Source organism: Rubripirellula amarantea, from assembly GCF_007859865.1.
Lineage (GTDB): Bacteria > Planctomycetota > Planctomycetia > Pirellulales > Pirellulaceae > Rubripirellula > Rubripirellula amarantea.
Window position 1 is genome coordinate 2,068,366 of record NZ_SJPI01000001.1, and the last position, 19,412, is coordinate 2,087,777.

Genomic DNA, 19,412 nt, shown 5'->3' on the forward strand with positions numbered 1-19,412 from the left:
CCGCCCAGCGGTTTTCCGTCTCTCTTGATCAGGCATTTTTCATTTTCTTGAATCCTTAGGGCAAACGACGCCATGTCGGTCAATCAGCAAACCGTCGAGGAAACCAAGGCTCAAATTCGAGGGCTGGTCAATGAAATTGCCGCGCTCGCGAAAAGCGGAGCCACGGCAGACGAGTTCTATTCCGAGCTTCTTTCTAGGATCATCACGGCCTTAGCGGCCGCCGGTGGCGCCGTTTGGTTGCTTGACGATGACGGCCAATTGCGATTGCAGTACCAAATCAATGCCGAGCCGTCGATTTTGGCTGAGGACACTGACGACGGTGTTCGCCACAAGCGATTGATCCAGCGTGTGTCCAATGCCGGGCAGTCGTTGTTAGTGCCGCCCTACTCGGGCACGACCGACGGCGACGCCGAAGGAAACCCGACTCGCTATCTGTTGGTCCTGGGGGCTCTTAAGCACGAGAACCAGAACGACGGCCTGATCGAGATTTTTCAACGTCCCGATACTGCGCCGGATACTCAAAAAGGCTACCTGCGATTCCTGCAGCAGATGTGCGAATTGGCGGCCGAGTGGTTGCGAGGGCAAAAGCTACGCAAACTTGGCGATCGCCAAACGCTATGGCAACAAGCGGACTCGTTCGCTCGTGCTTCGCATGAATCGCTCGACCTCAAAGAAACCTGCTATATCGTGGCCAACGAAGGCCGACGATTGATCGGTTGCGACCGAGTGAGTGTTGCGATCAAGAAGGGTCGCAAGTGCATCGTTCAAGCGATCAGTGGACAAGACACGATCGAAAATCGTTCCAACATTGTGGCCGCACTGAATAACTTGGCCACTCGAGTCGTAGCCGCTGGCGAACCGTTGTGGCACGACGGGGCTACCGAAGACTTGCCTCCTCAGATTGAAGAGGCACTCGAAGACTATGTGGACGAATCGTACGGCCGAAACATCGCGGTGTTGCCTCTTCGCGAGCCCGAACGCAAATTGGGTAAAGACGAAGAAGCTGGTGCCGCCGGCACAATTGATCGCGACAACTCGCACCGTGGTGAAGTGATCGGTGCATTGATCGTCGAGCAAATCGAAACTGACATTCCACGCGACATCTACCGTTCGCGAGTGGACTTGGTGTACGAACACGGCACTCGGGCGATCGCGAACTCGCGTTCGCATAGCAATCTATTTCTGATGCCTCTTTGGCGAGCCCTTGGCCGCGCAACCTGGATCATTCGTGCACGAACGTTACCAAAAACGCTCGCCGTCCTTGGGTTAATCACAGCGGTCGTTCTTGGATTGATCTTCATTCAAAAGGACTTCAATCTCGAAGCGGAAGGAACGCTCGTTCCTGAGGCTCGGCGTGAAGTGTTTGCACCGATTGACGGTGAAGTAATCGAAGTGGCCGTCGAGCACAATGATGTCGTGAAGGCTGGGGATGTCTTGGTTCGACTTCGCAATCCTGATTTAGAGGTGCAGTTGACTGAAATCCAAGGCCAGATCCAAACCACACTTGCCGAACAGGCTCGCGTTCGCGGGCAGTTAGGTTTAAGTCGCGAGATGGACGCTGCTGAAAAGCTTGCTATCCAGGCCGAGCAAATGGAGTTGGAAGTCAAGAAGAAGGTTCTGCTTGAAAAGCAGAAGCTGCAAGTTGAACGCGAGAAAGATCTCGTGATTCGATCGCCGATCGACGGCATCGTGGTTTCCTGGGACGTCGAAAAGACGCTCCGCAGTCGGCCTATCATGACCGGACAAGTATTGATGGAGATCGCGGATCTCAACCAGCCTCTGACGCTTGAGCTTGAACTGCCCGAGAAACGTGAGGGACACCTTGATGAGTTCGTCGAAACGGAAAATCTAACTCAGCCGGATTCGCACTTGGAAGTCACGTACATCCTGGCCACCGATCCAGACAAACCACTTGAAGCAGTGCTTCCGGTAGCGACGATCGCCACACGTGCAGAAAGTCATGAAGAGCATGGTGCAATTATCAAGATGCGTGCCGTGCCAGAGCAGGACCCCCTGCGTCGGCTCAATCCGCGTCCGGGTGCGAAAGTGATTGCCAAAGTGCATTGCGGTCGCGCATCGAGCGGTTTTGTTTTCCTCCATGAGATTTATGAGTGGTGTTGCAAGTTCTTCTTTTAAACCTAGCTCGAGGGTGAAAGTCACCGTCCCGGTAGGGTCGACGACCGCATCCCAACGTTTTTAAACCCGAGGTGAATACCTCGGATTACCAAGTCAAATCCTTTTCTTTTTGAGTCACTTTCATGCGTAATGCCATCTTTGCCCTGTTGGCTTTGTCGCTTTTTGCCGTTGGTGCCAATGCGCAGAACGGCGAGCGTACCATCCGAGCTGTCAACTGTTCTGTGCGGTACATCAACAAGGTGGATGTTCCTGCCAAGGCGGACGGTCCGGTGATGGAGTTGAATTTCGAAGAAGGCGATGCCGTCACTGTGGGTGACGTGCTTGCAATCATCGAAGACACCGCCGCTAAGCTTGCTGTCGACTTAAAGAAAGCAGAAGAGAAGGAAGCAATTCTGACGGCTTCGAACGACATCAACTTAAAGGACGCGGTTAACAGCGAGCGAGTGGCCAAAGCCGAGTACGAAGCGTTCAAAGAACTGCACCGCGAAGGTGCCCTGCCCTACTGGGAAATGGAAAAGAAGCGTCTTGAAGCCGAGCGACAAAAGCTTCGTATCGGTTTGGCCGAAATGGAACAAAAGATTGCTTTGGTTAAACGGATCGCCAAGCAAACCGAACTCGACATGGCCGAGTTTGAATTGACAAAGCGAAAGGTTACCGCCCCAGCTACTGGTTTCATCGAAAAACGCATCGCTCAAATTGGCCAATGGGTCCAAGCCGGTAGTCCAATCGCAACGTTGATTCAAATGGACAAGCTGCGAGTGGAAGGTGACATTGATGCCCTGAGTTATCCCGGCAACGTCGCTAAGGGAACTCGCGTCGAAGTGACGGTCTATCAAGGTGACCGTGAAGTGAAGGTCGATGGAGTGATTGGTTACATCAGCATGGAAGTGGACTTAAACGACAACAACAAAATCTGGGTCGAAATCGAGAATGAAAAGTTCGGTACCGACTGGAAGTTCAAGCCCGGCATGAAAGCCGACATTGCTGTGAAGTAGCAAGACCGGGAAGGATTCCCAGCATTTAGGCGAGGCGAAGCCTCGGTTCCCGATTTGCTTTCCGACGTTTTTGATACCTGATCCCTGACACCTGTTTTCTACGTTCCCTATGCCCACGCTCGCCGAATCCCTTGTTAGCAGCTCATCGCGGCCGCTGACGGTGCGCAAACGCCCTGACTTGTCGGCTAACCGACAACGTTATCAAGGCACGGGATATTGGGTGGTGAAGGAACCGGTTGGACTGCAGTACTTCCGCTTTCACGACGAAGAGTACTTCATCCTTAACATGCTTGATGGGCATGTGTCGCTGCAGCAGATCAAAGAAGGATTCGAGCGGCGTTTCGCCCCTCAGAAGATCACCTTTGGTGATTTGCAACAGTTCATTGGGATGCTGCACCGCAGCGGTTTGGTAATTAGTAATTCACCAGGCCAAGGCAAAGCGCTTCGTGAACGCGGGCGTAAAAAGAAAAACAAAGAGACGATGGGTAAGTTTGCCAACGTCTTTGCACTGCGCTATCGCGGTTTCGACCCCGAGAAAATTCTTAATGCAATCCTGCCGTGGTTTGGTTGGATCTTCACCGTTCCCGCCCTGCTCTTCTTCATTGGCTTTTTGATATCTGCGGCGCTGTTGCTGGCTAGCCAGTACGAAACGGTATACGCCAAGTTGCCGACGTTCCAGCAATTCTTTGCTGCGGATCGTTGGGTGATCTTGGCTGGCACGATGGCGATCGTGAAAGTGCTGCACGAATTTGGCCACGGTCTAAGCTGCAAGAAGTTTGGGGGTGAATGTCACGAGATCGGCTTCATGTTGCTGGTCTTCACACCATGCTTGTATTGCAATGTGTCCGATTCGTGGATGTTGCCCAATAAGTGGAAACGTGTTTGGATCGGTGCGGCGGGGATCTACGTTGAAATGATCTTGGCGTCCTTTGCAGCCTACGCTTGGTACTTCACCGAGCAAGGCACGACGATCAATGACTTGTGTTTGAACATGATGTTCTTGAATGTCGTTAGCACGGTGCTTGTTAACGGAAATCCGTTGCTGCGTTTTGACGGCTATTACATCCTGATGGATGCGTTAGAAATTCCTAACCTTCGTCAGAAGAGCACCGAAGTGCTGAAGCGTTGGTTTCAAAAGACTTGCCTTGGCTTGGAACTGCAAGACGATCCGTTCTTGCCAACTCGAGGAAAGTTCTTCTTTGCCGTATTTACGCTCGCCAGTGTGATTTATCGCTGGGTCGTTGTTTTTTCGATCTGTTGGTTTGTGATCAAGGTACTTGAGCCCTATGGATTGCAAGCGGTTGGCCGAATTGTGGCCGTGATCGGATTCTTTGGGTTGGTTGCCCAGCCCATCATTCAAACATGGAAATTTTGCCGTACTCCTGGGAGACTATCCAAAGTGAAACGTAAACCTCTGTTCGTAACGCTGGCACTCTTCGCAGCGGTGATCGCGGGGGTCTGCTACATCCCATTGCCCCATCACATCGATTGCGCCTTTGAAGTCCATCCCAGTCAAGCGGGAGCCGTTTACGCGGGGACACCTGGTCGAATCGAGTGGACGGTCACTCCCAAGACTTTGGTCAAAGAAGGTGATCCGATCGCCATCTTAAAAAACCCTGATTTGGAAATTCGCTTGGCTGATCTGAAGGGCGAAGAAACAGTATCGCAAGTCAAGTTGCGAAACTTGAACTACCGAGTCCGTGACGATGAACGGATCAAGGCTCAGTTGGAAACTCAGGAAGAGTTGCTCGAATCCGTGCAACAGCTCAAGCAAAAAACTCAAGAAGAGATCGACCGTTTAACGGTGCGTGCAAAGCGTACGGGATACGTCATTGAGCCACCTTATCGACAACCACAAAAATCAAACGATGGCCGATTGCCGGGATGGACCGGGTCGCCTTTGGAATCCAAGAACCGCGGCGCTTTGCTAACGGCCGATGACGTGATCTGCGAACTTGGTGATCCAGGTGCTTACGAAGCGGTGCTGGTGATAGACCAGGGCGATGTCCAGCTCGTGCGAGAAGGACAGGCAGTGGATATGTTGTTCGACTCGCGGCGTATGGAAGTTTTCAATGGCGTGATCACCGAGAAGTCCAACGAGCCTTTGGAATCCACTTCGGTTTCCATGTCCAGTCAAACCGGTGGCGACTTACAAACAGAGATTGATCCAACAACGGGAATGGTCAAACCGCGGAACGTTTCCTACCAAGCGCGGGTCCCACTAAAGCTTGATGACATGCTCGTGCGACCCGGATATCGAGGGTCAGCGAAAGTACACGTTGATCCGATGTCACTGGGTAGTCGCTTATGGCGGATTCTATCGAAGACCTTTAACTTTGAACTGTAGGACGAAACGAGAGGGTTCCTTTACTCGCATAATGCCTATGGCCCATTCAAATTAACAAATCCTTGTTTGAAAGCTCGGATTTCCTATCAGAACTTGATTGTCGGAAGTTGCGGCAGCGGGAGTGTTCGGTACCATGCCGTGCATGTCTCGCAATCCTCGCGGTGACTTTGGTGCCACAAACGGGCAGCACCATCGGGCAATCTTTTACCCGCCCAGATTTAACCTTTTTGATCCGTAGTAACCCGCATCGGGCCCAGACCACTCGAAAGTGACAGTGGATGAGCATGAAGCGGAGTACTCGAACTCCCGGAGATTTCTCGATGGCAGACGCCAAGACCGATTCCGCTGCAAAGCCAGCCGCCGCCGCAGCACCTGCAGCAGCAGAACAAGCTCAAACTCAAGCCCAAGCACCTGTGCAAGTTCAGGTTAACGACGAAAACGCGTTGGCAACCTATGCTAACTTTTGTCGCGTGACCGGCTCGCCAGAGGAACTGATCGTTGACTTTGGTCTCAACCCACAACCGATCGGTGTCCCTAAGGATCCAATCCAAGTGAAGCAACGCATCATCCTTAACTTCTTCACCGCGAAGCGATTGCTTGCCGCGTTGCAAATGTCGGTCGCTCGTCACGAGTCGGTGTTCGGCGTTTTGGAAACCGACATCAACAAGCGTGTTCGCCCAGGTCTGCAACAACAAGCACCTCAAGAGAAGAAGAGCTAGTTTCGATTAGCGATTTTGAGTTCATTAAAATCCTGCTTTCCAACACTTGGGAAGCAGGATTTTTTCGTTGGTAATCAGCAACTAGCAATCAGCAATTGGCAATCAGAGATCAGCAACTAGCCGAGCGTCTTTTTCCAACGGTCGATTTGGGACCGAACTTGGTTCGGTGCGGTGCTGCCGTAGCTGACAAATGCCTTGACTGCATTTTCACTTCCCAAACACTTATAAACACTTGCGTCAATTTCGGGGTCGTGGGCCTGCAAAGTCTCGAGTGACAATTCGCTCAGTGGGACATCCTGTTTCATTGCGTCGCCCACGATCGCTCCGACCAAGTGGTGAGCCTTGCGCTGCGGCATGCCTTTGCGAATCATCCATTCCATCAAGGTCGTCGCGTCGAGGTAACCTCGTTCGAGTCGATCGGCGATTGCTTCGCGGTTAAGAACGCTGCCTTCCACGATCGGGGCGGCTAATTCAAGCATCGCGTCAATCGTGTCGAACGAATCGAACACGGGTGGCTTGTCTTCTTGCAAGTCGCGGTTGTAAGCCATCGGCAAGTTCTTGATAAGCAGCATCAGTGTTTGCAAGTTGCCCATCACACGGGCCGACTTTCCTCGAGTGAGTTCCAGCGTGTCGGGATTCACTTTTTGCGGCATGATACTACTGCCGGTGCAGAATGCCTGGGGGATCTTGATGAAGTTGTATTCCACGGTGCTCCACAAAATCCATTCTTCCGCCCAACCGCTTAGGTGCGATGCGATTACCGAAAGCACAAACGCGGTTTCAAGCATGAAGTCGCGATCGCTACTCGTGTCCAGACTATTGGCGGTGACGCTGGCAAAGTCGAGTGTTTTTGCAGTCTGTTCTCGATCAATGGGCAATGTCGTACCGGCAACAGCGGCCACGCCCAAACTGCACTGGTTCACCCGCTTGCGGCAATCGGCAATCCTTTCGCGATCGCGGGCAAACTTCTCGATGTACGCGAGCCAATAATGAGAAGCCAGGACGGGTTGGGCTCTCTGCAAGTGAGTGTACGCGGGAAGAATGATGTCGAAGTCAGTATCGCACCGGCTTAGAAAAGCTCGTTGCAGCGATTCGAGCCGCGAGTCGATTCCATCGAGGGCATCGCGAATCCACATGCGGATGTCGGTGCTGACTTGATCATTGCGACTGCGAGCGGTGTGTAGTTTTCGACCCACGTCACCAATTCGGTCAATCAACGCCTGTTCGACATGCATGTGAATGTCTTCGAGCTCAAACTGAATTGGCAGCTTGTCGGCGTCGAGTTCCGCTTCGATTTCTTTCAAAGTGTCACGAATCAGCGAAAATTCTTCCCTGCTGATTAGCCCTACGGTTGCCAGCATGTCGGCGTGTGCGATCGAGCCGCGGATGTCATGCCGGTACAAACGTCGATCAAAACTGATGCTTTCCGCGAACGCTTCGAGCCGTTTGTCGGTGCTGGCTTGAAATACACCGCTACGAGAGGGGCTCGCTTTGGCGGTGTTGCTTGGACTGCTAGACGGAGTGTTGGACGGCGTATCGCTCACAGCTTGGCTATTCCCGGTTAGGTCAAAGGGGTCAATAATGCGTAGTCACTCTAATTGACGAGCCGTCAATTCTAAGGGGGCATCCTCTCAATAGGGACATCCTCTCATCGCAAGCCGTCCAGCCGATCGACTCATGATTTCCAAATATACGACGATCACCCGAGCAAATTCCGCCTTGCTGCTGACACTGTTGTCGGTAGTCATGTTCGCCGGCGGTGTTTTTGCCGCGCCGCCCATCATTTCGGCGTCGATAGGGCAACCCGGCCAGCCTTACGGAGTGGGCTTGATCGAGATTCCGCTCGACGTTCCTATCGTCGGTCAAGTTCCGCCACCGCTGCAAGTGTCGGATCCCTCTCATCGAATTTTCTATCCGTTCAGCGAAGACGTGCGGATAGAGGTTCCCAGGCCGTCGCAGCGACCGGTTCCCCAGCCTGGTCGCGGGCGATTACTAGGCAGGTTGGGCAACCTTATTCGCGAGATCGCCAACGACGACGCAGAGCCTCAGTATCAAACGGTTTCGCGTCGAGTGACGTTCTTGTTCATTGGCGATTCGCCGCTGAACGTTCGGCTGTCCGATGCCCGCGGTGTGTTGGGTACCTTTGATGTTGTTCCAACGAATGATCCGGTGGCCCATGGACGAATCATTCAGGATTGGTGGGCTGGATACACGGACGCAGCTCATCGACAAATCAATGCTGCCGACTATCCGCCTTGGGTGGAAACTTACTTGGTTGCGATGTTGTCCGGACGCTTGGGCTTGCCGCTTCCCGATTGGTACCTGCAAACCGATGCGCAAGAAGATCAATTGCTTAGCACATTGAAATTGGTCGGTGGAGTCGAAGGCGTGGGGGAAGCCATCTTCCGTAAGCACGCGGCAGGTCTGGATCATCTGGGGGCATCCGCTGGCGATACAGCCTCGGCAAGTGTTCCGTTGCCACCACCACCGCGATGGTCGCCGCTTTATGACAATCCAGCTTTACAAAGCGTATCGGTAGAGCCTCTTGCTACGCGGGTCCCGCCAGAGTGTTTCTACATTCGCTATGGATCGTTTGCGAACTATCTGTGGTTTCGTGATCTGTCAGACGAATACGGGGGTGACCTGTCAAAGATGATGACGCTTCGTGGGATCGACAATGATGCAGCCAAACGTGTGGAGGACCAGTTGAACGTCAAGACAACTGAGTTGTCTCGAGTGCTAGGGCCTACGGTCATCGAAGACCAAGCAATTATCGGTCGTGACTTGTTCCTGGCGGACGGTGCGTCGATGGGAGTGCTATTCAAAGCGACGAACGCGTTCTTGCTTCGCACGTCACTCAACGGTGATCGCACCAAGCTTGCTCGTGATCATGACCACGTCACCCTCGACGACATCACGATCTCGGGAACGCCAGCGACGTTTCTTTCGTCGGCTGACAATCGTGTGAGGTCGTACATGGTCGAGGACGGTGGATACATCCTGATCACGAACAGTTTCCACATCGCAGAACGGTTCTTGGAAGTCGGAGATAGCCAACAATCCCTCGCTTCAACTGCCTCGTTCAAACTTGCTCGGCAATTGATGCCGCTGGAACGCAACGACACGATCTTCGCTTACTTTTCGCCGGAAATGTTGCGTGGATTGGTTTCGCCGCAGTACTTGATCGAGCTTCGCCGACGTTTGTCAGCCAAGTCGGAAATTGCAATGGTTCGATTAAGCCATTTGGCCGCCAGCCAAGAGGGCGTGATCGCGCCAGAGAACGATACGCTAGGGATTCCTGGATTAACGTCAGCCGGTTTTTTGCCCACGGGTTTTGGAACGCGGCCGGATGGCAGTGGCACCGTTGAAGTGGGTGATGACGTGATGGACACGCGGCGCGGCGCGCGCGGCACGTTCTTGCCGATTGCGGATGTTGAAATGGACCGCGTCACTGCGGAGGAAGCCGCTTGGTATGCTCGGATCGCCAGCGAGTACACTCACCGTTTCCCCACCTTTGATCCCGTCATGGTGGGATTGCAGCGAGAACCGGTTGATCCCGCCACGGGTGTCGAACGCTTGACCATTCATGCCGAGATCGCACCGCTGGATGCTGGAAAGTATGGCAAATGGTCCCGCCAATTAGGCCCACCAACGCGAGTAGCAATGCAGTTTGCGCCGGATGATATCGTCGCCTTGCAGGCTCATGTTGCTTCGGAACAACTAGGCCCACCCACGCACCTCTTTGGCGCGATCAAGGATTCGGTTCCGCCTGAGCCCGAAGACTTCGATGGCATCCTGAATATCTACCGATCGTTAAAAGAGATCCCTGGGTACTTAGGCGCCTGGCCGCAACCCGGTGCGTTGGATCGTTTGCCGCTAGGGCTTGGTCGAGGAACGCCCGTCGGACCCGGCATGAGTCGATTGATTGGCGGCTTGTATCGCTACACCGATGGTAGTTTCAGCATCCTGAGTTTCTGGCCTGATATTTTGCAAGCGAGTTTGCCGCACTTGGAAGCGGTTGATGTGAGCGACGACGCGCAGATCAGGATTCGCATTGGAAACTTACAAGGCAGCCAGTTGCAAGGTTGGGTCAATGAGCAGCTATACGAGCGATCAAGGCAAAGCAGTGTTGCAGGCGCTGGATTCTTAAGTTTGTTGACACGTCAGCTAGGCGTGGAACCAGAGGACGTCGAACGGGCAACGCGTCAAATTCTCGGAGCCGACTTGCAGTGCACGCTCGGGGGCGACTATCTGTATTCCAACGTTAGCCATCGTTGGATCAGTACCGCTTGGCAGGGTGAACTTGCCGCCCTGTCGGCGCCGCTGGGATATCAAGCTCCCGCAATGAAATGGTTCCGAGGTGCCGCCGGGTCAGTGACTCAATATGAGGACCGTGTCATTGCGGACGTGACCGTCGATATTGCTCGCCAATAAAAAAACGATACGAATACCGATGGCGAGAGCGGATCTTCATCGATCGGTCGACCGATACAAAAGTGCGATTACCGGTCGGGGCGTCATGTAAGACGCTATGCGTTCGCGAGCACTCGGTCTGCGATCGCCTGGGCGATCAAGGGATCGGGACCAAGGTAATCACTCGTGACGAACCGAATGTTCGGAAAGTTTCGAGACGCATCCTCGGTTTGTTTGACGATCGCTTCAAACAATCGGCCATGAAAAAGCAGGTGCGGATGAATGATAATGTGCTTCACGTTTCCTGTCTTCGCAACTCGCTCAAGTACCGTTGGCAGGCTTGGTTCCGCCATCGCGTAGAACGCTGTTTGTACGTTCTGTACCATGATCCGGTGTCGCACAATTTCTGAAAGCACACGCATGTCGGTTTGTGCACACGGATCACGATTACCGCGGCCAACCATGACAACGGCAGTCGATTCCGAATTAATCCCGACGCGATTCATCGTTTCGTTAAGTCGTCGAACGACCAACTCAATGACGGCGGGGTGTCGAGATAGAGGACGAGATTGGTCAAAAGGAATTTGACGCTCGCCGAGCTGACACTGCTCGACAACTTCAGGGATGTCACTCTTGGCATGCCCAGCGGCAAACAACAGTAACGGAGCGACGTGAATCTGGGTCACGGCTTGGTCCAACAAAGCCTTCCACGCTTCGGGAATTGTCGGAGATTGGAATTCAAGTAGCGCTGGTTTGACCGGGATTGATCCAAGCCGCTGATCGAGCAGTCGGCTTAGTGCGAAAAATTCGTCAGTGCCAATAGCGTCCCGAGTGCCGTGGCCAACCAGCAGCACTCCAGACTTCGATTGGGTTTGATCGAACGACAAAGCGTTTATTGGCCCGTTTGGGATTTATTGGACCGCTTGGGAATCGGTAAAGCCTTCTTTGGCCAACATGGTAAGTGCTTGGCTAAGATCAAAGCCCGGTTCGTACTGCACGATCACTTGCCGGTTGTCGATGGTGCCTTCTTCCTTTTGCGGGCCCAGTTCGACTGCCGCCACGGCTGGGTTGCTTTCGAGTGTTTCCTTGACGCGAGGAAAGCAAGAGAACGAACAGTGCATTTCAGGCACAGCAAGGGTCAACGTTCCTGCTTCTTGCATGGTTTCGTTGGACGCGGAAACAGCCGAAGCCGGTGAGGTGGTTTCCGATTCAGGGCCGGAAGAATTAGCGACAACGAAAGCGATTCCGATCGCGGCGAGAGCGGCGATGGCGTAGGCGATTGAACGCATAGGAGGGACTCCTTGAAGAGCTAGGTGGGAGGGATTGAACGTAGTTAAAGCAACAGAACTACATAAACGAGGAAGCCTGGGCAACGAAAGTCACCCGTCCTAAGTCTAAGCATCCATCAAGACCCGCCAAGCGGCAAGCGGCAAAGTTGTCGCTGCCCCCAATCTGGGCTCCAGCGATTCTGGGCTCCAGCGATGCGTCAATGCGAGTTGGGGGAAGTTTCCAGGTCCGATAGCACCCAGGTTCCTCTTGACGGCTCTTGCTTGGAATTGCGAGTACTCCGGTTGAACATGCCTTCATCTTGAGTCGTTTTGGCAAAAGAAATGAGAAAACGAGTGCAGCCTTTGTTATCCCGCCAGTTTCACGTCCTTGCTTTGCTGCTTTTCGCAGCTCTGTTGCCCTCATCCGCAGCGGCTCAAAACGGAGTCGCGTTCGTTCCTATGGCTGTTCATTCAGCCGACCCCTATTCGAGCGTCAGTCAAGCGGCCGGTACCTTTCCCAGTCTTGGCGGCGGGCTGGGGAGCGTCAATTTTGGTCAGGGAATTATCCCCAGTCCCATGGTGTTGTCGGAACGCTTATGGGTGCGAGCAGAATACTTGTATTGGAAAACCGAAGGCATGGACGTGCCACCTCTCGTGACGACCAGTCCCGCTACGACGAGCCAATTCGACGCTGGCGTGTTGGGTGAACCCGGCACTAAAACATTGTTTGGCGGCGGCGAGATTAACGGCGGTGGCGTTAGCGGAGTTCGACTGAAGAGTGGATTTTGGTTGACCCAGCAGGGAACGTTTGCAATCGAAGGTGAGTACTTTCAGTTGCTCGGTGACCAGGACGACGGATTTAGCGGCGGTGGAGGAACCTCGATCATTGCGCGTCCCTTCTACGACAGTTCGCGAGATGTTGACACGGCTCAACTGATCAACTTCCCGAACGTGGTTGATGGGACGCTTCGAATTGCAACGGACAGCGATCTAAAGTCCATGCTTATCAACGGACGGGTGGCGTTGTGCCCGGTGGGTGTTTGCAATGCCAATGGGTTATCCGATCGAGTTGATTGGATTGTCGGTTACCGCTACTTGGATCTCGACGATTCGATTACGTTTTCGGAACCATCGCTCGATTCCCAATTACAGCAAGCTCCGGGGACGATATCACTGAACGACCGATTCACTTCGAGCAATGAATTTCATGGATTGCAGTTGGGGGTCGTTCATCAAACACAATTCAAGCGTGGTTGGCTCGAGTCGATGCTTCGTGTGGCGGCTGGTAACACGAAGCAAGAAGTCAATATTTCCGGTAACACTTCGATCACCGAAAACGGAACGACTGACAATTATTCCAATGGATTGTTTGCCCAGCGAAGCAACATTGGCAAACATGAACGAGACCAATTCACCATGATCCCCGAAGTCGGTCTGACGCTCGGCATCCGTTTAACGGACTGGCTTGATGCCACTGTGGGCTACTCTGTGATGTACTTCCCAAGCGTCGTGAGAGCGGGAACGCAGATCGACACGGACGTCAACTCAAACCTGATCGCTCCCGAAGCGGCGGCACCGGTGGGCACGCTGCGGCCTGGTTTCGAGTTCGTGGAAAGCGATTATTGGGCCCATGGCCTAAACCTGGGCGCCGAATTGAGGTTTTAGGCTCCCGAAGAACGGGGCAGCGGCAAACTCGCTGCAAATTGCCTAGGGTGCTTGTTTTGCCCCCGCGAATGTGACAAACCAATGGTTCACACCTTGATGGATGAACCCTTGGATTTCTGCGATGTCACGATACCGCCCCTTCAGTCAATTTCGTAAGTCGTCGGGCAAAAAGCGGGCCCGACGCCGAATGTTCAGTGAGCAGCTTGAAGATCGACGGTTACTTGTCGCGGCAACCGACTTAGCGTCGATCGTCGGTTTGGTTTCGATATCGGGAAACTCCGGATCGGTACCGGTGGCCAGTGCAGCCTTGGACCTTTATCGGGACGACGGCGACGGTATCTTCGAGCCTGGTGCCGACGATGCCGAAGTCAGCATGACGATGACCGATTCGTCGGGTAATTATCGGTTCGACAATTTAACCGTGGGAAATTACTTCGTATTGCAGTCCGCGCAGACGGTTGCCGGTGGTCAGTCGATTCAAAGGCAAGTTTCACCACGGTTAAGCGTGAGCTCCGACGACGTGCTTGGTCAAGTTCGCCGCACGATCGATAGCTTTGATGTGACGACTCAGAGCGTTAGCGACGACACGGACACTAACCCCGTTGTTGCAATTGCGGTGGCGCCGACCACGGAAGTGATCGGCGGTGAACGCGAATTGATCGTCAACAAGACTTCGGCAGATGGAATCTTGGAAGCCGACGTCAACAATGCGGCGTTACCGGGTCGGTACGCCTTCAGCGCTCAATTCCAAGGTGCGGGTTCGCAAACGATTGTCTGGGACGGCGCCGACAATGATGCGACTCTGGTGGACGATACCGGACTTGGGCCGGTTGATCTAACACTGGATGCCCGAGGAATCCAATTGCAGATTCGGGCTGACAACGGTGGGGTGGCGAGGCTGCGAGTGTATTCCGATGACGGGGTCTCTGGCACAGCGACTCGTTACAGCGAAGTGACGATGCCCATTCCGGCTACTCCCGACAACTCATTGTCGCCCGAGTTCATTTCCTTCACCGATGGGTTTACCAGCTCTTCTGGTGGAGGCGCCGACTTCACGAGCGTCGGTGCGATTGAGCTAGTGATCACCCAGCCGGCCGATGTTGATGGTTTGTCGCGTCTGATCGGTGTGGTTGGCAACACAGAGCAGGTTTTCAACTTTGCCAACACGCAGTCCGCTGACTTATCGCTGACCAAAACCGTCGATGATTCGTCTCCGGATGTGAACCAGAACGTCACCTTCACCATCCGAGTAGATAATTCGGGTCCTGACAACGCGACGGGTGTTCAAGTCACGGACTTGCTTCCGGCGGGCATTGAGTTTGTTTCCATCAGCCCCAGCACGGCGAACTACATGCCGGCTACCGGAATCTGGGACGTCGGCACGATTAGCAGCGGTGGTTTTCAGACATTAAGTATTACCGGTCGAGTGACCTCGACGGGGACTCGCGAGAATTTTGCTCGGGTCACGGCATCGGATCAGCCTGATCCAGATAGCAACTTGGCCACCAACGTGATTACGGATGACGATGAGGCGTCAGTGATGATCGAGACACTGGCAATTGATTTGGAACTCAGCAAAACGCCATCCACATTCACGCCTAACGTGGGTGAATCAATTGCCTTCACGTTGACCCTTTTTAATCGTGGCCCCAGTGTCGCAACGAATGTTCAGGTCCAGGATGTATTGCCCTCTGGGTTGACGCTTAACGATGCCGACCCAGGTGCAGGCACCAGCTTTAACACGACGAGCGGAATATGGACCGTGCCGAGCTTAGCAGCGGGCAGCTCGATTCAGCTTGTCTTGAACACGACCGTGGGTAACCAGGTTTCCATCGTTAACACCGCAGAGGTGATCGCAGCGGACCAAGTCGACAGCGATAGCCAACCCAACACGGGCAACGATGGTCAGGATGATTTTGCATCCGTGACGTTGACACCACCGCGTGCGGATTTAGAAGTTTCGAAGGTGTTGGTCAATTCAAGCGACGCGACTCCCAACGTGGGCGACGAAATAAGCTTTCTGGTAACGATTTTCAACCGCGGTCCGTCGCAGGCAACCAATGTCGTTGTGTCAGATGTCTTGCCAACAGGTCTTAGTTCAAGTGGGGCAACCACTGATGCAGGCGTCTACACGGCCGCTACGGGACGTTGGGAAGTAGGCACGCTGGAGCCCGATACGTCACGCACCTTAACGATCCGCGCAATCGTTGAAACGCCAGCCAGCACGACCAACACCACGCTTTCCAACACGGCGCGAGTCTTGTCCGTCGATCAGTTTGATCCCGATAGCACCGCTGGTAATAACGTCGAAAGCGAAGATGACCAGCAGACAATTACGGTAACACCGCAGGTAATTGACCTGCTACTCGAGAAGTCTGTTTCGCCTGCCCTGGCGGACGTGGGGGACGAAGTGACCTACACGTTGATACTCACCAACGAGTTCGGTGACACGGCTACGAACATACAAGTCCAAGACGATCTTCCATCAGGTGTCACATTCTTGGAAAGCACACCGGCCAGCGCCAACTACAACCCAACCACGGGTGTCTGGACGGTGTCATCGCTCGACGCGGGGCAATCGATGACACTGAACTTGCGAGGTCGTATCGATTCAGCCATCGACACTTCCAACACAGCCGAAGTGATTGCGGTGGACCAGTTCGACCGCGACTCTACGCCCGCCAATAACGTCGATGGCGAAGACGATCGAGCAACAGCGACGTTTGCGATCGCTAGTGCCGACTTGTCGTTGACCAAGACTGTTAACACCGAAAGTCCTAATGTCGGCGAAAACGTCACGTTCACGATCCGCGTGGTCAACGATGGTCCCAATCCGGCAACCGGAGTATCCGTGCGAGATATCTTGCCGGCTGGCACCACTTTCGTGTCGACCAGCGACGCGACGAACTACGACTCAAGTAGCGGAATCTGGGACGTGGGTTCGGTCGCGGTGGGGAACGCCAATGCCGAAATGTTGACGATCGTTGCTACCGCGACGACTGATAACGTGGTAATCAATTCAGCCGAGATCATTGCCGCCGACCAAGCGGACCCCGATTCGAAACCCGGTGATGGGACGGGCGATGATTTTGCACAGGCTCAATTGCAGGGGCAGCAGGTCGACTTGAGGTTGTTCAAAACCATCAGCAATTCCCAGCCCAACGTTGGATCAGAGGTTACTTTTCAAATTCGCGTACTCAATGAAAGCGATTCGCTCGCAACAGGAGTGCAAGTAACCGACATATTGCCCAGCGGACTTGAGCTAGTTAGCAGTGCTCCCTCGCAAGGCAGTTTCAACACTACGACGGGTGTATGGACGGTTGGGACTCTCGCGGGTGGAACCGATGAAACGCTCGATCTGACCGTACGGGTGACGCAAGTGCTCGGCGAGACGGTTAACGTTGCTGAAATCAGCGCCGCCGATCAACCTGATATTGATTCGGTGCCTGGATCGGGCGATGACGGTCAAGACGACTTTGCCAGCGTCACCTTTTCGACGCCGGTGGCCGACTTGGAACTCACCAAAACCGTCAGCCAAAGCGATCCTAACGTGGGTGACGTAGTGACGTTCACCATTGATTTGGAAAACGTAGGCCCCGACGACGCGACCGGTGTTACGGTGCTTGATTTGTTGCCTACGGGTGTGCAGTTTGTCTCAACCAGTTTGAGTGCGGGCACGTACAACGATACCACTGGAATTTGGGATTTGGGAACGCTAGCGGCAAACGCCACCGCTCGACTATCCATTCGCGCAACTGTGGTGACCCAAGGCACAAAGACCAACGTTGCCCGCGTTCAGACATCGGATCAGGCAGACCCGGATTCGCAGCCCGGCGACGATGTGCTTTCGCAAGACGATCAGGGTCAGGTTTCGATCACTCCGCCGGTGATTGATCTTTCGATCGACAAAACTGCGTTGCCCATTCGACCTTCGGTGGGCGGTGAAGTGACATTCACGATTCAGGTCAGCAATTCACAGCCATCTAACGCGACCGGAGTGGTGGTCACGGATCTCTTGCCAGCGAATTTGACATTCGTGTCCAGTAATCCAACCACAGGAAGTTACGACGCGCCGAGCGGTCGATGGACGGTGGGTACCGTTGCCGGCAACGATTCCGAAACGTTGACCATTACCGCTCGAGTGAATCAATTTGGTGCTATTACCAATACCGCCGAAGTGACTTCGGCAAACCAATTTGATATCGACAGTGTTCCCGGCGACAACATCGAGTCGGACGACGATCAAGACACGATCACCTTGACGCCTGCCAGCGCAGACTTGTCGATTGCTAAGTCGGTGAACGACGCCGAACCGGATGTGGGCGATGAAGTGACATTCGTTGTCACGCTTTCCAACGACGGTCCCGATGACGCTAGCGACATTGTAGTTCGCGATAACTTACCCGCCGGTTTAACGATCATTTCCTCGGCACCGCAAAGCGGAACAAGCTTTGACATCACCAACGGTCGATGGAATGTTCCGTTGTTACGCAGCGGGCAATCGGTTGCGTTGACGATCGTGATGCGAGTCGACTCGGTTGGCGATAAAACCAATCGCGTTGAAGTCATTCAGTCGAGCGAGTTCGATCCGGACAGCGAACCGAATGATGGCCAGGGAGATGACTACGCCGAGGCAACCTTGTCGCCTCAATTGGTCGACTTGGCGCTTCAGAAAATCATTGACGATGACCGGCCGAACGTAGGCGACAGCGTGGAATACTTGTTGACGCTTACCAATAGTGGCCCTTCTGCAGCGACCGGCGTTGTCGTAACCGATCAGTTGCCCAACGGGGTGTTGTTTGACAATGCGATTGTCAGTCAAGGTGCGTACGACGCAGCGACCGGTTTGTGGACGGTGGGGCAAGTTGAAGATGGTGGTACCGCCACACTGCGTTTGGTTGCCACCGTGGGTAATGTTCGCAGTGCGATCAATCGCGCCGAAGTGACGGCGGTGGATCAGGTAGATTTAGATAGCACTCCTGGAAATGGCGTTGCCGCCGAAGACGATGACGCGCAAGTCGCGCTTGAAACCCAGGTTGCTGACCTACGGTTAACCAAGACCGTCAACAACGCATCCCCCGGCCAACAAGAAAATGTCACGTTTCGATTGACGTTAACTAATGATGGGCCGGATGCCGCGACCGAGGTGGTCGTGCGAGATGTGTTGCCGGTTGGATTGACGTTCGTTTCGGCTGATCCATCGACGGGGTCCTACGATCCGGTGACTGGTTTTTGGTCGCTCGCCAACGTCCCTAATAATGCGTCCGTCACGCTCGATATTGTCGCCGGTGTGAGCCTGGCAACTTCGTTGACAAACGTTGCCGAAGTGTTTGCTTCACGGCAGTTTGATCCGGACAGCACGCCCGGCGATTCGGTAACAACGCAAGATGATTACGCTGCCGTGGTGGTGACACCTTTGATCGTTGATATCACTGTTTCGGCAACGGCGGACAATCTTACGCCCGTGGAAGATGATGTGATCACGATTGTGTTTACTGCAGAGAACGAAGGCACAACGGGAGCCAGTGGGTTGGTTGCCAGCGTGTTGATTCCCACAGGGTTAACGATCCTCTCTGCCGTGCCATCGCGAGGAGTCTATGATCCGATCACGGGGCGATGGGAGATCGGGACTCTTGCAAATGCCACTTCCTCGACACTGACCGTGACCGCACGTGTAGATCAGCGAGGTTTTCGCGAGCTACCGATCGAGATCATTCAGCTTGATCAGTTCGATGTGGATAGTGTTCCCGGCAACGGTGCGGAAGAAGAAGACGATCAAGAGACGCTCGTGTTGACTGCGCCTAAAGTATTGAGCAAGCGTCTGTTCTTGTCTCGTTAGGTTGTCTGTGACCAACCCTCGTGCTGACGA

At 53.9% G+C, this 19,412-nt stretch carries 10 protein-coding genes; 7 read left to right on the top strand and 3 right to left on the bottom strand.

The features are described from left to right. The first annotated feature begins 72 nt into the window (after window positions 1–72). From Pla22_RS07555 to Pla22_RS07570, 4 genes are all read left to right on the top strand, one after another. Window positions 73–2,136 carry an efflux RND transporter periplasmic adaptor subunit gene (locus Pla22_RS07555; protein WP_146514070.1) on the top strand — a complete coding sequence of 688 codons (2,064 nt, stop codon included), beginning with the start codon at window positions 73–75 and terminating at the stop codon, window positions 2,134–2,136. 122 nt (window positions 2,137–2,258) lie between these two features. Beyond that, window positions 2,259–3,131 carry an efflux RND transporter periplasmic adaptor subunit gene (locus Pla22_RS07560; protein ID WP_207310312.1) on the top strand — a complete coding sequence of 291 codons (873 nt, stop codon included), beginning with the start codon at window positions 2,259–2,261 and terminating at the stop codon, window positions 3,129–3,131. A gap of 109 nt (window positions 3,132–3,240) precedes the next feature. Continuing rightward, entirely contained in the window at window positions 3,241–5,478 is a 2,238-nt protein-coding gene (locus Pla22_RS07565) for a hemolysin D (RefSeq protein ID WP_242631860.1), read from the top strand. A 320-nt stretch (window positions 5,479–5,798) separates the two neighbouring features. Next, on the top strand, window positions 5,799–6,197 hold the full coding sequence (locus Pla22_RS07570; RefSeq protein WP_146514071.1) for a DUF3467 domain-containing protein: 399 nt from the start codon (window positions 5,799–5,801) through the stop codon (window positions 6,195–6,197). A gap of 116 nt (window positions 6,198–6,313) precedes the next feature. Here the strand turns inward: Pla22_RS07570 and argH are convergent, their stop codons facing one another. Continuing rightward, the gene (gene argH, locus Pla22_RS07575) at window positions 6,314–7,741 is read right to left on the bottom strand and encodes an argininosuccinate lyase (RefSeq protein WP_146514072.1); all 1,428 of its coding nucleotides are present in this window, start codon (window positions 7,739–7,741) and stop codon (window positions 6,314–6,316) included. A gap of 133 nt (window positions 7,742–7,874) precedes the next feature. Between argH and Pla22_RS07580 the strand changes: the two genes are divergently transcribed. After that, window positions 7,875–10,631 carry a hypothetical protein gene (locus tag Pla22_RS07580; RefSeq protein WP_146514073.1) on the top strand — a complete coding sequence of 919 codons (2,757 nt, stop codon included), beginning with the start codon at window positions 7,875–7,877 and terminating at the stop codon, window positions 10,629–10,631. Window positions 10,632–10,726: 95 nt separating this feature from the next. Here the strand turns inward: Pla22_RS07580 and Pla22_RS07585 are convergent, their stop codons facing one another. Then, entirely contained in the window at window positions 10,727–11,497 is a 771-nt protein-coding gene (locus Pla22_RS07585) for a sirohydrochlorin chelatase (RefSeq protein ID WP_242631861.1), read from the bottom strand. 24 nt (window positions 11,498–11,521) lie between these two features. Continuing rightward, a complete protein-coding gene (locus Pla22_RS07590) occupies window positions 11,522–11,899 on the bottom strand; it encodes a heavy-metal-associated domain-containing protein (RefSeq protein WP_146514074.1) in 378 nt (125 codons plus the stop codon). A gap of 321 nt (window positions 11,900–12,220) precedes the next feature. On the opposite strand from Pla22_RS07590, the gene Pla22_RS07595 reads away from it, so the two are divergent. Beyond that, a complete protein-coding gene (locus tag Pla22_RS07595) occupies window positions 12,221–13,543 on the top strand; it encodes a BBP7 family outer membrane beta-barrel protein (RefSeq protein ID WP_146514075.1) in 1,323 nt (440 codons plus the stop codon). Window positions 13,544–13,664: 121 nt separating this feature from the next. Beyond that, the gene (locus tag Pla22_RS07600; protein ID WP_165440554.1) at window positions 13,665–19,382 is read left to right on the top strand and encodes a DUF11 domain-containing protein; all 5,718 of its coding nucleotides are present in this window, start codon (window positions 13,665–13,667) and stop codon (window positions 19,380–19,382) included. The last annotated feature ends 30 nt before the right edge of the window (window positions 19,383–19,412 follow it).

What these genes read in the sequence shown, in the direction of transcription:
- Pla22_RS07570 (WP_146514071.1), top strand. Translation starts at nt 5,799, where the DNA reads ATGGCAGACGCCAAGACCGATTCCGCTGCAAAGCCAGCCGCCGCCGCA.
- Pla22_RS07600 (WP_165440554.1), top strand. Translation starts at nt 13,665, where the DNA reads ATGTCACGATACCGCCCCTTCAGTCAATTTCGTAAGTCGTCGGGCAAA.
- Pla22_RS07555 (WP_146514070.1), top strand. Translation starts at nt 73, where the DNA reads ATGTCGGTCAATCAGCAAACCGTCGAGGAAACCAAGGCTCAAATTCGA.
- Pla22_RS07560 (WP_207310312.1), top strand. Translation starts at nt 2,259, where the DNA reads ATGCGTAATGCCATCTTTGCCCTGTTGGCTTTGTCGCTTTTTGCCGTT.
- Pla22_RS07565 (WP_242631860.1), top strand. Translation starts at nt 3,241, where the DNA reads ATGCCCACGCTCGCCGAATCCCTTGTTAGCAGCTCATCGCGGCCGCTG.
- Pla22_RS07595 (WP_146514075.1), top strand. Translation starts at nt 12,221, where the DNA reads ATGAGAAAACGAGTGCAGCCTTTGTTATCCCGCCAGTTTCACGTCCTT.
- Pla22_RS07580 (WP_146514073.1), top strand. Translation starts at nt 7,875, where the DNA reads ATGATTTCCAAATATACGACGATCACCCGAGCAAATTCCGCCTTGCTG.
- Pla22_RS07590 (WP_146514074.1), bottom strand. Translation starts at nt 11,899, where the DNA reads ATGCGTTCAATCGCCTACGCCATCGCCGCTCTCGCCGCGATCGGAATC.